This window comes from Clostridium sp. MCC344 (genome assembly GCF_018785365.1).
GTDB lineage: Bacteria > Bacillota > Clostridia > Lachnospirales > Lachnospiraceae > Pilosibacter.
In genome coordinates this window covers 18,562-37,308 of sequence record NZ_WQPQ01000065.1, presented here as the reverse complement: position 1 = coordinate 37,308, position 18,747 = coordinate 18,562, and the positions used below count along the sequence as shown (strand labels likewise).

General features: G+C 39.6%; 18 protein-coding genes. 2 read left to right on the top strand and 16 right to left on the bottom strand.

The genetic code is table 11. From position 1 onward, the window contains the following. Positions 1-40: 40 nt before the first annotated feature. Positions 41-466: a hypothetical protein gene (locus GPK90_RS15225; protein ID WP_215703375.1), complete on the bottom strand. Its 426-nt coding sequence runs from the start codon at positions 464-466 to the stop codon at positions 41-43. Between the two features lie 235 nt (positions 467-701). On the opposite strand from GPK90_RS15225, the gene istA reads away from it, so the two are divergent. Both istA and GPK90_RS15215 read left to right on the top strand, forming a co-directional pair. Next, on the top strand, positions 702-2,315 hold the full coding sequence (gene istA, locus GPK90_RS15220) for an IS21 family transposase (RefSeq protein WP_215703374.1): 1,614 nt from the start codon (positions 702-704) through the stop codon (positions 2,313-2,315). Then, positions 2,308-3,045, top strand: coding sequence for an ATP-binding protein (locus tag GPK90_RS15215; protein WP_215703373.1), 738 nt, complete (start codon positions 2,308-2,310; stop codon positions 3,043-3,045). The genes istA and GPK90_RS15215 overlap by 8 nt, the downstream gene beginning before the upstream one ends. A 728-nt stretch (positions 3,046-3,773) precedes the next feature. Here the strand turns inward: GPK90_RS15215 and glf are convergent. From glf to GPK90_RS19185, 15 genes are all read right to left on the bottom strand, one after another. Beyond that, positions 3,774-4,886: a UDP-galactopyranose mutase gene (gene glf, locus GPK90_RS15210; RefSeq protein ID WP_215703372.1), complete on the bottom strand. Its 1,113-nt coding sequence runs from the start codon at positions 4,884-4,886 to the stop codon at positions 3,774-3,776. A gap of 126 nt (positions 4,887-5,012) precedes the next feature. Next, positions 5,013-5,936: a sugar phosphate nucleotidyltransferase gene (locus tag GPK90_RS15205; RefSeq protein ID WP_215703371.1), complete on the bottom strand. Its 924-nt coding sequence runs from the start codon at positions 5,934-5,936 to the stop codon at positions 5,013-5,015. Between the two features lie 106 nt (positions 5,937-6,042). Further along, positions 6,043-6,639, bottom strand: a complete 597-nt coding sequence (locus GPK90_RS15200) for a DUF6661 family protein (protein ID WP_215703370.1) — start codon at positions 6,637-6,639, stop codon at positions 6,043-6,045. Continuing rightward, the gene (locus GPK90_RS15195) at positions 6,629-7,693 is read right to left on the bottom strand and encodes an AAA family ATPase (RefSeq protein WP_215703369.1); all 1,065 of its coding nucleotides are present in this window, start codon (positions 7,691-7,693) and stop codon (positions 6,629-6,631) included. Before GPK90_RS15195 ends, GPK90_RS15200 begins: the two co-directional genes overlap by 11 nt. Before the next feature lie 238 nt (positions 7,694-7,931). Further along, entirely contained in the window at positions 7,932-10,235 is a 2,304-nt protein-coding gene (locus tag GPK90_RS19650; protein WP_215703368.1) for an LTA synthase family protein, read from the bottom strand. An 18-nt stretch (positions 10,236-10,253) separates the two neighbouring features. Continuing rightward, entirely contained in the window at positions 10,254-10,664 is a 411-nt protein-coding gene (locus tag GPK90_RS15185) for a GtrA family protein (RefSeq protein WP_215703367.1), read from the bottom strand. Then, a complete protein-coding gene (locus GPK90_RS15180) occupies positions 10,661-11,638 on the bottom strand; it encodes a glycosyltransferase family 2 protein (RefSeq protein ID WP_215703366.1) in 978 nt (325 codons plus the stop codon). The genes GPK90_RS15185 and GPK90_RS15180 overlap by 4 nt, the downstream gene beginning before the upstream one ends. A gap of 1 nt (position 11,639) precedes the next feature. After that, entirely contained in the window at positions 11,640-12,077 is a 438-nt protein-coding gene (locus tag GPK90_RS15175) for a hypothetical protein (RefSeq protein ID WP_215703365.1), read from the bottom strand. A 150-nt stretch (positions 12,078-12,227) separates the two neighbouring features. Next, positions 12,228-12,644, bottom strand: a complete 417-nt coding sequence (locus GPK90_RS15170) for a hypothetical protein (RefSeq protein WP_215703364.1) — start codon at positions 12,642-12,644, stop codon at positions 12,228-12,230. A 157-nt stretch (positions 12,645-12,801) separates the two neighbouring features. Continuing rightward, entirely contained in the window at positions 12,802-14,274 is a 1,473-nt protein-coding gene (locus GPK90_RS15165) for a glycosyltransferase family 39 protein (RefSeq protein ID WP_215703363.1), read from the bottom strand. Positions 14,275-14,451: 177 nt separating this feature from the next. Next, on the bottom strand, positions 14,452-14,811 hold the full coding sequence (locus GPK90_RS15160; RefSeq protein WP_215703362.1) for a hypothetical protein: 360 nt from the start codon (positions 14,809-14,811) through the stop codon (positions 14,452-14,454). After that, on the bottom strand, positions 14,781-15,965 hold the full coding sequence (locus tag GPK90_RS15155; protein ID WP_215703361.1) for a glycosyltransferase family protein: 1,185 nt from the start codon (positions 15,963-15,965) through the stop codon (positions 14,781-14,783). The genes GPK90_RS15160 and GPK90_RS15155 overlap by 31 nt, the downstream gene beginning before the upstream one ends. Before the next feature lie 63 nt (positions 15,966-16,028). Beyond that, on the bottom strand, positions 16,029-17,576 hold the full coding sequence (locus GPK90_RS15150; RefSeq protein ID WP_215703360.1) for a P-loop ATPase, Sll1717 family: 1,548 nt from the start codon (positions 17,574-17,576) through the stop codon (positions 16,029-16,031). 134 nt (positions 17,577-17,710) lie between these two features. Next, positions 17,711-18,226, bottom strand: a complete 516-nt coding sequence (locus GPK90_RS19190; RefSeq protein ID WP_252197520.1) for a hypothetical protein — start codon at positions 18,224-18,226, stop codon at positions 17,711-17,713. Between the two features lie 54 nt (positions 18,227-18,280). Beyond that, entirely contained in the window at positions 18,281-18,670 is a 390-nt protein-coding gene (locus GPK90_RS19185; RefSeq protein WP_252197517.1) for a hypothetical protein, read from the bottom strand. Positions 18,671-18,747 lie beyond the last annotated feature (77 nt).

The window sequence follows — 18,747 nt, the reverse complement described above, 5'->3', positions numbered from 1 at the left end:
CAATCTATACAGCAGAATTTTCACGATCTAAAATGAAAATTTAAATTCCACTTTTCCTAACTGCGGCGGAGTTTACTCTTGCACAGTTGATAAAACCAGAAGAGCCTCCGCTTGGTTTCACAAAGGGACTTTTCTTAATGCGAAGAACTTCTGTACCAATCATTTCCGTTGTAAGAAAACGAATGCCTGCAATAAGATCCTGCTCTGCGACGTTAAATGTGCTTCCTGTCCCACCTGTAACCAGACCTGTCCGGATTTTCAAAAAGAACGCTGCTGCAGACTTGATCGGGCTCCCTACGTCTGCAATGGATGCAGTAAAAAGATCAATCATTGTACGATTGCCCACAAATACACCTATAATGTCAGGTTCGCTGACCGGAAATACCGGGAACGTCTCAAGGATTCCAGGTCCGGTATCGCTTACCTTCTTTTTTACAAGAGAAAAGCTGTTTCTTGCGTTCCTCATGAACCGGAATACGGAAGGCTGCAAATTCCAGCCAAACGGTGCGCTCATTCTGAAATAAACGGTGCATCTATTCTGAACTGCAGATTGCCTAGCTAAACGGACGTCAGTGCCATATTCGGCGGACAGTGCAGAACATAATCACCGAACACTGCGAGCCTAATTAAACGGACAAGCTTTCCAGATATAATAGATTTATCTCTTACAAGAGAGAAATATTATATTTGGAGCTTCCACTATGGACTACAAAAAAGTTTTGAGACTTCATTTTGTGAATCGTCTCAGCATCCGTGAGATTGCCGAAAGCTGCGGTGACTGCGGAAAAACATCCGTTGGTGAATTCCTGAAGCGTTTTCGGGAATGCCCGGAACTATCGTATCCTTTGCCGAAGGATGTCACAAATGAGTACATTGAAAAACTGTTGTATAAAAAGCCTGGTGTGACAGCTGACCAGCTTCTGTATCGGGATTTCGATGCAGAAGCCATCTATAAGGCACTTGCCCGTAAGGGTGAGACACTTAAACATCTCTGGCAAAAATACAATGCTGCGGGCATTGTGGACGGCAGAAGACCTATGAGCTACCGCCAGTATTGCAGACGATACAGTGAATGGGCGGATTCCAAACAGCTTACCTTCCATATCCAGCGATATCCGGGTGTCAATCTCGAACTGGACTTTGCAGGAAAAGCGCTTTGCATTCATGACCGTCATAATCCGGAAGAGACAACAAAAGTTACCATCTTTGTTGCCGCACTTACCTACAGCGATTACTTCTATGCGGAGGGTATGACTGAGTGCGACATAAAAAACTGGATCCGCGTCAACAACAATGCCCTCGCATTCTTCGGCGGTGTAACGCCAACAGTCACTCCGGATAACTGTAAGGTTGCCGTGTCCCGCAATAAAGACTGGGTAAGCCCCGTTGTGAACAAAGACTTCCAGGCCTGGGCAGAACATAACGGTACCGTGATCACACCGGCGAAGGTAAGATCACCTCGCTGGAAACCAACGGTAGAAGGACATGTTAAGATTATTACAATGCATATCCTGATGGATATGGAAGATATGATCTTCTATTCCCTGGATGAATTAAACCATGTCCTGATAGAAAAGATAAACGCGGAAAACAAACGACCATTCGAGGGCCTTTCGTATTCCCGTTACGATCTCTTTAACAAAGAGGAAAAAGAGAGTCTTCTACCACTTCCATCCACCGCCTTTGAATACCTTGAACGAAAGACTGTGAAAGTTGCCCAGGACTTTTCTTTTACCTTCGACAAGGTCCATTACAGCATGCCGCGAAAATATCTCCGGCAGGAAGTTGAGATCAGGGCAGGTGAAAAAGAGATCTATGTTTATAACAAACAGGGGGATTTCATTCGCACCCACAAACGCAGTTATACTTCAAAAGACTGGGTCGTTATTCCAAGTGATATGCCGGCTGAGTACAAGGATTATGGTTACTGGAATGTTCCATACTTCCAACATAAAGCCTCCGCGATCGGTCCGAATACACGCATTCTGATCGATGCTGTTATTCAAAAGAGCCAGTATCCGGTACAGTCTTTCAGAAGCTGCTTTGGGATCCTGCGCTGTGCGGAGAAATATTCGCCGGAAGCGCTGGAACGCTGTTGTAAGGATGCCGTTCTGGCAGGCAAATGTAACTATTCTTATGTCAGTAACACGGTCTCCACATATCACATAGAACCTTCGCATCAGGTAGAAAAGTTCTACAAGACCAGTGGAAACACATCTGGAACAATTTCTGGTAGATACAAAGATGATGACAGTAAGTATTCCTTGAAGAGCCTTATGGAACGCCAGGAAAAGGAGGTATCCCATCATGAATAATACGAATTCTGATATTTATGAGATGTTGGATACGCTTTCCCTTCCTGTGGCAGCGCAACGTTTTTCCGAACTTACGCAAAGTCCGGAACTCGTGAACTACACTGCGTTCCAGTTTATCCGGGAGGTCCTTGAACCTCAGTATACAGAGACATTAAACAGGCGTTTTGAAACCAATCTGAGACTCAGCAGCTTGATCAATAAAGGTGCGTTGACAGAAAATCTGAAGACCGGAAACGGGCGGGTCTATAACGATGCTACAGTACAGCAGGTACTTGGATTCCACTTTGCGGAGAACCGACAGAATGTTGGCATTTATGGAGTCACAGGAGCCGGAAAATCTTATTTCATTTCTGCCTGCTGTGTAGAAGCATGCCGCAGGAACTATCGCTGTAAGTTCGTTGATTACAGCGATCTTCTGGATGAACTGATCGTTCTGAACCGTCAGAAAGACCTGAACCGATATCGTAAACGCATTAAGTACTATGCGCGGATACAGCTTCTCTTCATCGATGATTTTGCAATCAGCCGTTATTCCGAGGAAGGGATCAAGATCCTCTACCACCTTCTGAAGCTTCGGGATGATCTGGGAACTTCCACACTTTTTAGCTGCCAATACTCACCCGATGAGTGGGGAAAGCAACTTAGTGATGAGAATGAATGCTATGGAAAGTTAGACGGCATCCGAAGACGTCTTACAACAGGATTTACAGTTCTGATTGAAAAAGCATAGCCAAAAGCCTGGCGAAGCAGGGAATCCCTGCTTCGCTGGTCAGTAAAAATGTCCGCTTAATATGGCCCTGCATGTCCGGGGAATATGGCCCTGATGTCCGTTAAAACCGGCTATATGCATGGAAAGACGGTGGGTCATTCAGCGCTTACGTTGTACCGTTTACTTTCCTTCTGTCATTTCAACTCTGTGAACAGGTTTCTTTTATCTTGCCATAATGAAAGGCCCTCCTAATGATATTTATTTTATCATAGAAGGACCTTGTGATGGTTATTTTACAGAAAAAGTTTCACAGGTGAAAATTTCAAAAGTAAATTCCACCGTCCACTTGGGCATGCGGAATTTAGTCTTACACACCAGATATCCAGAGGTCTCTTTTCCATGTCACAAACTCAGATATTTTATGAGAAGTTAGCTTAATTATACCAGTTATCTAAAGATTTTGCTCATTATAATTCAATAAAATCAAGGAATTTTAATGTCTGGTGGAATTTACCACTGCACTGGAATTTAAAATTTCAAGTCAGCCTTTTTCCAATTGTACTTAACCATCGTGGGTGTGGGAGCAATTATTAAATGTCTTCCAAGTATTCTCTTTTCAGTTCCTCTATCGTTTCAAACGGGAAACATTCCGCACAGCCATCCTGGATTTCTTCCAGACACTCCACGATTGCCTTTACAAGTTCTATTCCTTCCTTGCTATAATCTCCTTCCTCTTAACCTTCCGTTTCCTACAGTATTTTTTCACACATATCCAGTGCCGATGCAATCACTGCATCCATATCATAATACTTATACTCACCTAAGCGACCACCGAATACGACCTTCTGCTCGCCCTCTGCAAGCTTTTTGTACTCTGCATAGAGAATTCCATTCTTTTCATCATTAACCGGGTAATACGGCTCATCTCCAGGCTTCCATTCCGAACTGTACTCACGGCTGATCACTGTCTTCGGAATTTCGTTTCCCTCATCATCTTTTCCAAACTCAAACCACTTGTGCTCGATGATACGGGTCCACGGAGTCTCCGCATCCGTATAGTTCACAGCCGCGTTGCCCTGGAAATTCGGCTTATCAAGAAGTTCGGTCTCAAAGCGGACAGAACGGTACTCCAGAGCGCCAAGCTTAAAGCCAAAGTATGCGTCAATTGCACCTGTGTAGATCACCTTCTCTGCCATCGCGTCATACGCTTCCTTCTCCGCCAGATAATCCACGCCAAGCTTCACCTCAACACCGTCAAGCATATTGGCAACCATCTTCGTGTAACCACCCATCGGAATTCCCTGATATAACGCATTAAAATAGTTATTATCAAACGTCAGACGCACCGGAAGGCGCTTGATAATAAACGACGGAAGCTCCGAACACGGTCTTCCCCACTGCTTCTCCGTATATCCCTTTACCAGCTTCTCATAGATATCCGTTCCGATCAGGCTGATCGCCTGCTCCTCGAGGTTCTTCGGCTCCGCGATCCCGGCCGCCTTCTTCTGTTCTTCAATCTTTTCAGCTGCCTCCTCCGGCGTCACAACACCCCACATCTTATTAAACGTGTACATATTGAACGGCAGTGAATACAGTTCCCCATGATAATTTGCCACCGGAGAATTCGTAAACCGGTTGAACTCTGCAAACTGATTGACATAATTCCACACCTTCCGGTTGTTCGTATGGAAAATATGCGCGCCATATTTATGTACATGGATCTTCTCGATGTCCTCCGTATAAACATTTCCCGCAATATTCGGACGCTTATCGATCACTAAAACTGATTTTCCATGTTTCTTTGCCTCATGTGCAAACACTGCTCCGTAAAGACCGGCGCCCACTACTAAATAATCGTACATCTTCTCTCTCCTTCACAAAATCATTTAATTTTTTTCTTACCTGTGGCCGCAAGCAGCCATCAGAACATTTCTACTCGCTTAACGCATTCCCAGACCGATCAAACCTTTTCAGCCGACCTGAAACCATTATGAAAACAGTTCGTCCTTATAAATTCCCTTCGCAATCAGCTCCCGGATCGAGTCCACAACCACCTGCTTGTCCTCCTTATAAGTAACGCCAAACCACCGGTCTCCCGTCTCCAGGACCTTCACACAGGCCTTCTGTTCCGCTAAAAGCTTATCGATGATCTTCGGGAGCAGATACTCCTTTTTCATGGCATCCTCGCCAAGTTCGTCCAAAAATTCAGCAAATCCGCCCTCTAACAGTTCCAAAAATCTCGGCGGAAGTCCCCACATGTTCATCGAAACATGCTGACCTGCATTTACGGAAACCGGTTTCTTTTCATCATCGCACGCCGTCAACTCTCCATCTTTCATCTGGATCTCATATGTCTCTGTCACACGCTGCAGATATCCGTCCCCGTCTACCGTGCAGACACCGCGAGTCACGCCGCCGTTCTCGCTCAGCGTATTGGAAAGAATAAATCCTGCCATGCAGATATCATAAACCGGCGCATCCACATCCATTTCCGTTGTCATATACTGATACAGCTTTACAAACGCCTCTTTGCCATAATAGTCATCCGCATTGATCACGATAAACGGTTCCTTCACGATATCCTTCACGCAAAGGACCGCCTGTCCGGTTCCCCACGGTTTCGTTCTTCCCCAGGTATTTCTTCTCCCGCCCGGAAGCTCATCCACCGACTGATATGCATACTCGACCGGAACCAGCTTCTCGATCCGTTTTCCGATAATCTCCTTAAAATCCTTCTCGATATCCTTGCGGATAATAAAGGCAACCTTATTGCATCCCGCTTCCAGCGCATCATGGATCGAATAATCCATAATAATCTCTCCATTCGGCCCAACCGGCTCCAACTGTTTAATTCCGCCGCCAAAACGGCTGCCGATCCCAGCGGCCATGATAACAAGTGTTACATTCTTCATTTTGTGATGTTCTCCTGATAATTTATTTCCTTTGTCTTCGCCAGCAATCTAAACCATCCATAGCTTAACATTATATGATTCAAAATAAGCTTAAAGCGACCTTCTCTCAACTTGTAATCTGAAACACTTTCGGATCATACGAATCAGAATCAACAACAGATACTCTGCAATTGAACCATCTCAGCTTCCGGTTCATACTGTCCTGTAATGACTGCATGATCATCTTTTTGCTGCGCGTTTTGCTTCCAAAATCTCCTTCCAGAAACAAGATTACATATTTCTTTTTTGAGTCATCCGAAAACGATTCAGATGACAAAAACTGGATAAACTTGTCAAATTCACTCAGACAATCTTTTTTATCCCCGAATGACTTTGCTCCGATTATGGAAGCTATTGTCATAGCTACTTTCTGTGTTACTTCAATATCCAGGCTATCTCTTCCTGTAAGATCAAGAGTTGTACTGGCTGTTTCCTTTTTCTTGTTATCCGGTGCAATTCTCCATCTGCAATTACCCTCATCGCCTCTGCAGTTTTTCACCTCTATAAATGCAATCTGATTCGGACTTACAGAAACAAAATCGATACCCTTTGATCCTGGAAATCTATTGAAATAATCTCGATAAAATAACGTATCATCAAACTTGATCACTATGCTTTTTTCGGGAAAACCAAATTTCAATCCGCTTTCTTCTTTAATTACCATAAATAATCCTCTGTTCTCTGTCGTACATCGCATCAAACTCCTGCATAATCGCATTATGCGCAAGGTCTGAAGCCGAATGAGTCATCTCATAGTGGACATCATGTGTCTTTTCGTCTCTGTATAAAGATAAAAAGCGTACATCCAGCTTCGAGGGGTTCAATTCCGGATAAGATGCAACCATATTAAATTCCTGCTGAATAAAATAATCGTGTGTTGATACAAAAACCTGTACCCCCATCTGAGCCAGAGCAACCAATGCCTGTACGATCGGGCGGATCATTTTCGGATTCATATTTGTCTCCGGCTCGTCCCAGAATAAGATCGTATTCCTGTTCAGACTCCCCGACAGAATCATATAGATGATCATCGATAATTTTCTGTACCCATCAGAAAGCAATCCCATCTCAAATTCGCCTTCACCTTTTATTTTAAAATAAAACTTTTTATCTCTCTGCACGATATTACCTTTCATAATATCTTCCAGACTGCTTAAAATCTGATTCTGCTCATTTGTATTTGGTCCCTTGGAAAGAGGACGGTCCAAAAGTTTTGCAAGATCGTAATACATTTCCTCAAAGTCAATATGATACTCCTCATATAGTGTCACGAAATGTTCCACCGTAGAGATCATTTCTTTTGTCGGAATGTAAATCGCTTCATATTTCTCCGCAAATTTGTTTTTTATAATATTGATATCTGCATGATTCGCCTGTCCACGGCTAAATCCAGCCGAGACTTTCTGTTTTTTATCAAGATCCACCGAAAAATCTGTTCTCTTGTTTCCTCTTTTTCGACTCACCAAACGCCCCAGTTTCATTTCATCCGGTCGAAAAACTCCCTGCAGTTTTTTCACAAAATACTGCTCTTCCATCTCCTTTGTCAAATTTTCACGATTTACTTCATTTAAAGGCTTAATAAGAGAATACATCGCCTTCAGTAATGTTGTCTTTCCGGTACTGTTCTCTCCGCAGATAACATTAATATTATCCGACCAATCCAATTGTAAGTTTTCAAAAGCCATGAAATTACTCAAAGTCAGCTTTTTTATTTTCATATGCGCCCGTCACCTCCTACAGCAGCATCACATCTTTTTGATCCATTATGAGACAAAAGCAGACCGTATAAGCTTTCGTATGGTCTGCTTTGTGATTTAATATTTTTATCCTAATTCATCATCATTCTTCAGCCTGTATAACAATCTTCGGATTATAGGATCTCATCTACCTCTTCCTACGAATATACTGTACTATATTTTATCATAGGGGAATGTTGATTGCAAGAATAGGAATTCCTCACTCCCCCACAAAATACCTCCCATTCCTCTTCCTATCAAACAACGCATAATACTGCACTGTCCGGTACCTCTCGATCCATTCCCTGTAACTATTCTCCGCCCAAAGATCATACCAGTCCCCATCCGCGGTCATATATCCCGCGAAATTAAACACCGGGATCTGCTCTCTCTGGTTCATCCGGTAACGGTCATACGCGGACAGCTCCAGCCCCGCATACTTCCGGACCAGCGTCCCGAGATAATTCGTGCTGATCACATCTTCTCCCTGGGAATCCTTCATCGAATAATCCTCCGGGATCTCATAATTGCTCCAGATAAAATACGGCACCGTATAGATCTTCTCCGTCATCGTAAGATCCGTATCCGTGTCCTCTCTCCCGGCTTCCCTGAGTGCATTCTCAAAGTCCCCATTCAGCGCCGGCTGATGATCCCCGAAGAAACAGATAAGTACCGGCCGGTCCACCTGCTCAAAATAGGAGATCAGATACGAGAGCGCCTGATCCGACTTCGCGATCAGCGACTCATACATCTGAAGATCCGAATACCCGCTGTATTCCTCATCGACATCGACGATCTCCTCCGGCTTCAGCTCCCCGATCCCGTCATATCCGCCATGATTCTGCATCGTGACATTAAAAATAAAGGTCGGCTCCGTCTGCGCCTCATAGACCTCGATCAGCTTCTGATAATCCCCAAGATCAGACACCCGGTTCCAGACCGTCCGCTCACTGTCCTCAAACGCACTGATCGACAGAAACTCATCAAATCCAAGCTTCGGATACACAACACTTCTTCGCCAGTTCTCCGGATTTTCCGGATGCATCGCGATCGTGTGGTAGCCCTGCTCCTTTAGGATCGAGACCATGGACGGCACATTCGTGAAATCAAAGCTGGAGTACGGATTGATCCCGTTTGTATAGGTCATCGAATCCCCCGTCAGATATTCAAACTCCGTCGTGGACGTTCCGCCGCCGCGGGTCGAAACATAATCCCATCCATACTCGATCGTATGCGGATCATCCTTCAGCGAATAGAAAAACGCAAGATCATCCTCCGTACATGCGAGCGGTCCCAGAACACTCAGATCACTGAACGATTCATTCATGATCGTAATGATCATCGGCTGCTCGCCGGTATCTTTCTTCTCCGTTTCCGCAGGAGCTTCCGCTGCCCCGTACTCATCAAAAATCTGTTCCGCACTCTGCTCCGTATACCCATCCGGCTTACTGATCTTCATCCTCTGCCAGAATGAGATAAACGCCGGAGCAAAACCGGTTGTCTGATATGTATTTACCTGCGCCCAGAAATCAATCCAAATATTGTAAGTATCCGGGAAATCATAGCTGCCGATCCAGAAAAACAACGCCGCAGCTGCCCCGATCGCTCCGCAGCCCTTTATCAGGATCCGTTTCTTTCCCGTTCTCTTCTGAAAAATTTCCATCTTTCCAAGCGCCCACATACAGGTAAACAGAAAATACAGGATCAGAAACGTAAACGCCAGCTCTTCCGCGACCTCAAACGTATACTGCCCTGCGACCGACATCGCGGTCCGCAGTGCAAAAATATCCGTTGCAAGGAACGGCTGCCCGCGGAACTTCAAGAGATAATAATTGAGCGCACCGACAAGCCACGCAAAGATATACAACGCCTGAAGCCCGAGCGTCCCTTTCTGCATCAGGCACACAAAGATCACTTCCAGAATCAGATAGATTAGGACATTCAGCTCCCCGTTTAAAAGGCTGATCCCCGTCACCGACGGGTTCCAGCAGAGTTCCTCGAGGAAAAATGCAAGAAACGGAGTGATCGCCAGAAAGATCCAGTAGATCGCCCTCGCACACTCCGGAAACCGCCGGAGCACGTCCGTTCCATAGATCCAGATCGCAGTGGCCGCAAGGAGCATGAGATCCGCCATCCCCGTACTCACCGGCGGAAACTGGTTTGCGATCTTCGTGACGCCGATCACATCACGAGAAAGATTCACATAGTAAAACGCCAGGATCCCCATACCGACCGCCATCTTGATCGACATGGAATAAACCTGCTTCCGTTTCTCCGGTATGCAAATGAAGATCCACAACATCCGGCTGCACTGCGCCGCGATCAGCGCGTACGTTAGGATCAGCCATATCGACAGGTAGTGGATATGGAACACCACCTTGATCGCAAATTCACAGCATAGCGCTGCGAATAGAGAACAGCCGAGATAAACTTTCTCTTTCCGCTCCTTTCCCTGCCCCTGTTTCTTTCCGGTCCCTGTAAAATATACAATGATCGCCGCTGCGATCCAGATTATTGCTTCCACTCTTTTGTATTTCCTGCCTTATCCTTTTTTCCTGAAAATAATCAATTTACTCGCTACATAATTTAAAATCACAACAAGCACATTTGAAGCAATCTTAATAAAAAGGTCATTCATCCCCATGCAATCCACAAAAACATACATGATCAGCAGATCGCATGCCCCAGTAAATAATCTGCACGATACGAATGACACAAATTCCTGCATCATGGCACGAAGCTGAAGATTTTTGCTCTCAAATACCCACCACTTATTCGTAATATACGCAAATAATACCGATATGACCCATGCGATACAGGTACTCGCTACAACAGATAAATGCAGCGGATGCGCACACAGATAGTATGTAATAATATTAACAGCAGTTGTACAAACTCCAAAAAAGAGATATAAAATTGGCTGCTGATATTTTTTGAATAACTGCATTATCATTTCTCTGTATCTCCGTCTGTATCTTTCTTCTCCTCTGTCCGCTCACTGATAATATATCTCGGACGATGCTTTACTTCCATATAGATTTTTCCGATATACTCTCCAAGAACACCAAGGCAGACCAGCTGGACACCTCCGAGGAGACAGATAATGCAGATCATGCTGGACCATCCGGCGACCGCATTGCCCATGAGCCGCATAACGATCGACCAGATCACCCCGAGAAAGCTTAGTCCGGCAATCACGGTTCCAAGAGCCGTAATGATCCGAATCGGTTTTACGCTGAGACTGGTAATTCCATCAAAGGCAAGTGCCAGCATTTTAGAAAGCGGATAATGGCTTTCCCCTGCGATTCGTTCATGTCTCTCATAATACACGCTGGTGCTCTTAAAGCCGACCAGCGGGAACATTCCGCGCAGGAACAGATTGACTTCCTTGAAATTTGCAAATTCTTTCAGAACACGACTTGAAACCAGTCGATAATCTGCATGATTATAGACAACTTCTGCCCCCATCCAGTTTAAAAGCTTATAGAATCCTTCCGCTGTAAAACGCTTAAAAAATGTATCCGTATCACGTCTGCTTCTGACACCGTATACGATTTCGCAGCCCTTCTGATACTGCTCAACCATTTCATCCATGGCATTGATATCATCCTGACCATCACAGTCGATGGAAATCGTAATATCACATTTGTCTTTTGCTTCCATCAAACCGGCAAGAACCGCATTTTGATGTCCGCGGTTACGGCTCTGAGAAATGCCGATAAAATGCTCATCCTGCCTCGCCAGGTTGCAAATGATTTCCCATGTTTTATCTTTGCTACCATCATTGACAAATAAGATTCGGCTACTATCAGAGATCTTATTTGAGCGAATCAATGATGTCAGCTTGTCTAAAAACATTTTTGATGTGATGGGAAGAACGGTTTCTTCGTTGTAGCATGGGATGACAATATATAATATGCTATTCATTTCAAATTTCACCTTTCTGATCTTTTGTGTTGTTATTTAATAGCGTTCTAATATATTTTATATAGATCAATACATACAGAATTGCGTGATACTGCGTTATTCCCTCTGTTCCAAACAAATAATGACCATATGTAATTGTACTTAACATTACAGATACAACCGCATATATTAAATATTTCTTATTCAAAGTTCCCAGTATCAGCAATAAAATATCTAGTGGATATGAATACCGTTCATGCATTGCCGGCAAAAACCTTAAACATGTCCAAACAAATCCTGCGGCAATGCTTATATAGTCTTCCAGCGTATCCATTTTTATCTTCTTAGATAGCATTATGTACATTCCTGTACCAAGAAGTACCATTGTGAAAATAATGGAAAAAGATTTCAAACTGTTATAATCATCTCCAACTATTAGCCAAAAACTAGGGAAGTTCATATACATATGCTCGTATGTTATTGTCTGACTGGCATATATTGTAAAAGGAGCAAGTAAGTTTCTCCCATTTATAAAAGCTAAAATCCCTGTGCGCCAAAATGTAATTATCGAGATGCAGATATGTATTATGCTAAATCTCTGATTGTTAAATTAGTAACTAATAATAAATGGCACAATAAAAATCATTTGTAGTTTAAACGCAAACCCTAATCCTAACATTATAAATGCGCGTACATATTTTTCATCATATATGAAAAATAAAGTCAAAATCAGAAATGTTGTATATATAGAATCACATTGTCCCCAACAAGATGGATTCAATAAAACTGTCGGCAAGAATAAAACTGCACCATATATTATATTAAATTGAATTTCAAAAATTTTATTGTTAGTGATTTTTAAAACAAACCATGCTGTTGATGCAGCCAGCGTATAATCGAATAATATTGAAATACACTTATACATAAAAATCGGATTACAATCAATGTATGTTATCAGCGCAATAATTATCTGATACAAGACATTGTAATCTCCAATTTGGTATTCAAGTGCTGCTACCCCCCACACACACATTTTCCATACTATTAAACCAAGGAAGTAAAAACTCTTGCATGTCTCCTGATAGGAATGAAAATCCGGAACACCTTATGAGTATTCCGAAAAAATTTATCATTAAAAAAATAAACTATTTTTATGCTTTCTAAACCAAAAAACTATTTTGTCTTCAACTCTTATCTGCATATAGCTTAGTCTCCCTTCTACTGTATTCTTTCAAAATTCTATATAGTTCTGCCCAGTCATCTACAAATAATGCGGTTATTATGATTAGCACTGGATATATAATAAATGTATATCTATTCATTACTTCCACCAGTACAAAGGCTGATGTAAATCCCAATAATAACAATCTTAATAATAAGATAAACTCATCATTTTTCCTTTTGAATATACAGCTAAACAAACTCCCAAATACGATTAATGCAAAATACAATGACACCATGCTTGAACATATTAAATAAAGTGCGCTTTCATTATTGATTCCCAAGCAATACCGGATATCATATATTGCATTGCCCTCATTTGCAAATAAAACTGACATCTTATTTGCAATATGTGTTATAAACATTTTCAATGAATAATCAGAATAGCGTTCAATTCCCTTTTCCATAATCATCTCACGCGCTATGTCTGCTGGATAATAAGGTGTTATCTCACCAAAGAAATAATCTCTGTCTGATGCTGTCCATTGTCCTTTGGATTCGTAATTACTTCCAACATAAAAATTCCATCCACCTGTATTGTTCATTACATTCTCATTCACAATTTTATTAATTGCTCTATTGGTTATCTGCGATAATATTACCATTGTGCAGGTCATTACTAATATTCCTAATATCAGCGTTCTGTCTCTGTCCTTTAAGTATCTCATAAACAGAATGATAATCATCGCTATCAGAACAACTGAAAATAATGGTCGAAAGTAGTTAGCCAAGGTAACTGCTATTCCCAATGCAAAACACGTTAATAAAAATTTTTTATTTGCCTTTTTATGAATAATATTTATACAGATAGTTATCACTAATAATAAAAGGAAGTTTACTACAATTAAATTTAATGAACACCAACATGCTATTATTGAAAACGGATTTACCAGAGAGATAATCATTCCGAAAACTGCGTTCTTTTTTCCCTTCATTTTATGTAAAATTTTATATAGTAAAAAAATTCCACAGTAATCGAAAAAAAGGTTTGACAGAATAATTGCGCAGTCAATATGTCCAAAACAAAGTCTCACAAAGATTGATAAAAGAAACGTATATGGAAAAAGATAAGGATACATTTTCTCGTATGTTACTATATTATCTCCTAAGAAACCTTCTGCCAACTCCTGCGCACCAAAATAATGAACCCCTGTATCACTTAAGTCATTAATGCAAGTATAGTTCCAATTTAATATTAGTGGAAGTGATCTAAATATAATTCCGACAATAAAAAATATTGCCACAATATACTTATAATTTATTTTACATTCTTTATCCCATCTTCCAAATAGCAACACTATGATTGGTATTGCTATAACAAATGAAAGACCCGGTTCTACTTTAACCCCTGTAATTGAAAACTCGAACATCAAAATTGCTAAAATTACAAAACATATCCAAATTGTGGATGAAAGTAAATTTCTGATTTTTGTCATGATTAAAAATCCTCTCTGTTATATTACGAATATACTTTTAGTTGTTCATCAGCTTATTCTGCAAATAAATATATTTTTTTAACGATACTCTTAGTATAAATTTACTTGTATATTCGAAATATTAATAACAGAGCTGTACGGATCTCCATAGTTCAAGCATTCATAATTTCAAGTCTTCTATATTGAAATTTTCTTTTCTCTTATGACTCCTATCCCGTAAATAGATATTACTATATAAAGAGGAATATAAGAAAACAAATAACGGGCCCGTGCTTCAAACAGTAATTCGAAAATCGTTAATCCAACAATACCTAACATAAGTACATTTACAGAATTTGCTTTTTTTGCAAATATTGAAACAACATTCATTACCAAAATAGTCATCCATAACATTTGTTCGAAATTAGACCAAACCGAATAATATCTTCCAATATCTGCATAATCTCTCGTATAATATAAGCCACGTAATAAATTATTGCCTGGCAATTGTTTCTCATCAAAAACGGTTACAAAGAAGGTTCCTTCCCCCCCCAACAAAAAGTACCATCATTGTAATTTGTAAGTGTTTTTCTAATTTCTTGTTTTACACATCCTGTAACACCCATTTGATTAATTCTCATAAATGCCTCCCTTAAATCGGCTTTTTTGCGTAGTTCTTTTGATAAAAAAGAACTTGAAAATTGAACATCTTCTTCAGAATACACGCCCATAACATCCGGGTTCATTCCCATCATAAAATAATGTTCAATGTCAAATGATTGGTTTTCATCTATTGTCAGTGGAACTTTATTTATTAGTGTATTTACTCCGAATTCAGCTATGATTATTCCTATTAATATACCTATGATTGTTTTTTTATATACTGTTTTTTCTTTTATAAAGGAGAGTATTTCTATTAATACAATGCCAATGAATAAAATAATTACTTGTGGTTTTATTTTATAACCTATCCATGTGAAAACGGCTATATTCATCCATACCACTAAACTGTTTTTATGTTTATTACGATTTATGTATAAATAATAAATCATTGTTGGGAAAAACAATCCAATGGCATCTGAATATGGAATGGAAACCCATGGAGAGAGTCCAACTATTAAAGTGTACAATATGTACCCTAAATAGGCAAATGTCTCATTATCTAACAGTCCTATTATTATTTTAAACAGCAATACTCCAGTAATTGACACAATCACACATTGAACCACTATAAGTGAGAAATATTCTAAAGGATGTAATCCAATACAATGGACTATCTTCTCTATACCTGCAAAAATGACACCCAAGAAAATATTATTAGGATATCTCGAAAAATACCATGATAACCACGAGACATCTTCTCCATGAGCAAAAGCACTTGCAAACATTGTTAATGTCGAAGAATCCCAATCTGTATAAAAATAATAATTCCAGGTACTATAGACTTGTATTGCAAACAGTACAAGTGCAATATAAACTATATATTTAGAAGAAAAATCGCCTTTCTCTAAACATGTTAATATTCCAAACATGAAAATCATTCCAAAGGGAATTAATATTAGTGTAGGTAAATAATTGTTATGAATGTCTCGACCATAGCCAATATCAACAAACAAAACACAGCATATAAGAATACTTAATATCATAAACCCATATAAGAGTTTTATACTTTTTTGAGCGGCATTGGCAAGCCATATATTTACATTTAACATTTTTATTCTCGCTTTCATCAAATGTTAATCAAGCCTATATCTCTTTAGACATTATATCAAGTTCTATACAACCTCAAAGAAATTTCTTAATGGAGTATGTATAATCATAGGTTTAGAAATATCTATTTCCTTGTATCCTAAAAATTTAAAAACCATACGCTCGCCAGAATTTCCAATTAATCCCCATTCAAATAATTGTTCCAAAAATTCAGGAATTTTAGTTTTTTTTCTGAATGTATCCACATAATCATACATTAATGCGTACGTATCAATTCGTGTATTCAAGGACATAAATGTAAAAGGAACATTTATACCATTTAATATTCTTTTTATAGCCTTGATATCATCTGGAGAATATTTCAATGCCATTTCTTCTTTAAGCTCGTTCCACATTAAATTAGAATATTCCCGCAAAGCTCTATCAAATTTTTCTTGATTAATTTTAGTCTCTCCATATTGACATTGATCCTGAACAAGTAAAAGCATTCTTATAATATCTCTTGGACGGTACCATGAATAATTTAAAATGTACTTCCTAACTTCTATATTATTTATTCTATCATCAAAATATTTTTTCCATACATCTTCTGATTCTGGTACATTTTGAGCAATTTCTGATGCATGTATTTTGGTTTCAACTATTTTCAATAATGGATTATCTGTATAATTTCCTCCCTTTTGAAACCATTCGATAGTTACTCCAAAATCTTCGATACATTTATTAATTTCATAGCCGCTAGACAATGCACTATCCAACACGTCCGATCTGATTGATGCATATATTTTCACATTATACCCTTGTGATTTTGATATCTTATTTAAAGCGTCTATTGCTAATATTAGGTCTCTAATTAATTCAATATCAGCTGTACGTTGCTTTTTCGTTGCTATCGACAATTCCAATTCATCTATAAGTATATATGCAGAATTACTTCCGCCAATCAATTCCTTATATAATTGAATGATTTTTTTGCATATAAGCTCATAGTTTACGGTTTTTTCCTTTTCTCTTAATTCAATCTCCAACTTTACAGATGCTGAAATTTTTTTCTCCAAATCTGCAGAAATTTCAACAGTTCCTTTAGTGATTTTGGGGACAATTTTGTTGCTATCGTTTTCTCCATAAAGGACCTTTAATAACGTCCAGAGGGTCTTATATTGATCAGTATATGGATCAAATACTACAAATTCATTTCGTAAAGATTCCTGATTTTTAAATATTAAATAAATCAGATAAACTTTCCATGCTATAACATATGATTTAACGATATTATCACCATTGTCATTATCGACAATTTCATCTTGCACGTTAATGGCTGCGGTTCTAATCTTTTTTTTATCTAACGAATCAAAATCAGATTTAAATCGAATAGGAATAACCAAATTCTCTTCATTCTCCGCAAATCTACATTCAAGGTACTTAAGTAGCGCAGTCTTTCCAGTTCCCTTTCTGCCTATTATATAATATCGAGCTCCATTCAAAAACTCACTGATTTTATATTTCTCATAGGGTAAAAATGATTTCAAAAAATATTGATTGCCTACTTCCTGAAGTTCATTACTCGCATCAGTCTTTCCAAAAAGAATGTCTTTAATAAGGATATTATTCATCTATGTTCTCTCCCATATTAGACTAAAGTTTATCTATTTTTATATTCTTCCTCCAAAATACTAATTACAGTTCATTTTCAAATAGATTGTTAATTATATGCTATAAATGAGCAAATTTGAAAAATTGCACAAAACTACACCACGGACTTTAAAAAGGAATCAAAATCATTGCATTGCCTCGCACATTGATAGAGGATGCGATATTTTTCCATCTGGATTATGCCACTGATCTTGTGATACCCTGTTTCAAAAGAACAGATTTCACCAGTTCCACCAACACACATATAGTGTGCGAATGACATAATCAACCAATATCTTCGGATTCCCTGTGCAGAACGGATTTGATAGCTGTCCAGCGCCAGCTTATCCTTACATTGGCGGAAAAACACTTCAATTGGCCACCTGCATACGTAATTGTCCAGGATTTCATTTGTGGATAAAGACACATCCATGCAAAGAAAAGCCCTTAGTGCTTTCGGTTTTCCAAATGCTTTTTCAGGATAGCTGAAAAGAACAATCGCGTTTTCTATACCGTTGAGATTTCCTTCATATCGGTACACATAATAGTTTCTGCCTTTGACTGTCACAAGGTCAAAGTTCTTATGTGTTATGGATAATTCGGCAGCCAGTTCACTGAGCTTCTTTTTCATTCCTGACGGGTACAGCAAACGATTTGTTTTCAAAGCACCAATGGTATGAAATCCTTATATCGCAAAGGTGTTGATTATTTTTTCAGAAACGTACCAACAGTCACAAAGAAAATAAGACTTTACCGGAGGAGTTGGCAGTTCCCTTGCGATATCTTGAACAATGTCAATTTTAGAAATTGCCTTGTTATACAGCACAAAAGCATAATTCAAAACAATGTCGTTACAGGAAAGCATAACCGAAACTGCCTGATGCCCATAGTCCTGTTTTCCCTTCAAATGAGATTGGTGAAAATACGCATCTTCAATCGGATGCAGATCCTGTGACGAAGGCTTTGTCTTTGAAGCTATCGTATCGTCAACAATACAAAAAACAAGTTTTCTAGTGCGGGCTGCTTCTGAATAAATAATCTCAATGACAAACTTTTTTAACGTATCTGAAAGCAATAATTCATCCTACTTCCCAGAGTTGAGGAAATGGGCAATTGTAGTTCTGTGGCAAGAACTGTTTTTAGCAAAATCCG

What these genes read in the sequence shown, in the direction of transcription:
- GPK90_RS15225 (WP_215703375.1), bottom strand. Translation starts at nt 466, where the DNA reads ATGAGGAACGCAAGAAACAGCTTTTCTCTTGTAAAAAAGAAGGTAAGC.
- istA (WP_215703374.1), top strand. Translation starts at nt 702, where the DNA reads ATGGACTACAAAAAAGTTTTGAGACTTCATTTTGTGAATCGTCTCAGC.
- GPK90_RS15215 (WP_215703373.1), top strand. Translation starts at nt 2,308, where the DNA reads ATGAATAATACGAATTCTGATATTTATGAGATGTTGGATACGCTTTCC.
- glf (WP_215703372.1), bottom strand. Translation starts at nt 4,886, where the DNA reads ATGTACGATTATTTAGTAGTGGGCGCCGGTCTTTACGGAGCAGTGTTT.
- GPK90_RS15205 (WP_215703371.1), bottom strand. Translation starts at nt 5,936, where the DNA reads ATGAAGAATGTAACACTTGTTATCATGGCCGCTGGGATCGGCAGCCGT.
- GPK90_RS15200 (WP_215703370.1), bottom strand. Translation starts at nt 6,639, where the DNA reads ATGGTAATTAAAGAAGAAAGCGGATTGAAATTTGGTTTTCCCGAAAAA.
- GPK90_RS15195 (WP_215703369.1), bottom strand. Translation starts at nt 7,693, where the DNA reads ATGAAAATAAAAAAGCTGACTTTGAGTAATTTCATGGCTTTTGAAAAC.
- GPK90_RS15185 (WP_215703367.1), bottom strand. Translation starts at nt 10,664, where the DNA reads ATGATAATGCAGTTATTCAAAAAATATCAGCAGCCAATTTTATATCTC.
- GPK90_RS15180 (WP_215703366.1), bottom strand. Translation starts at nt 11,638, where the DNA reads ATGAATAGCATATTATATATTGTCATCCCATGCTACAACGAAGAAACC.
- GPK90_RS15175 (WP_215703365.1), bottom strand. Translation starts at nt 12,077, where the DNA reads ATGAACTTCCCTAGTTTTTGGCTAATAGTTGGAGATGATTATAACAGT.
- GPK90_RS15165 (WP_215703363.1), bottom strand. Translation starts at nt 14,274, where the DNA reads ATGACAAAAATCAGAAATTTACTTTCATCCACAATTTGGATATGTTTT.
- GPK90_RS15155 (WP_215703361.1), bottom strand. Translation starts at nt 15,965, where the DNA reads ATGTTAAATGTAAATATATGGCTTGCCAATGCCGCTCAAAAAAGTATA.
- GPK90_RS15150 (WP_215703360.1), bottom strand. Translation starts at nt 17,576, where the DNA reads ATGAATAATATCCTTATTAAAGACATTCTTTTTGGAAAGACTGATGCG.
- GPK90_RS19190 (WP_252197520.1), bottom strand. Translation starts at nt 18,226, where the DNA reads ATGAAAAAGAAGCTCAGTGAACTGGCTGCCGAATTATCCATAACACAT.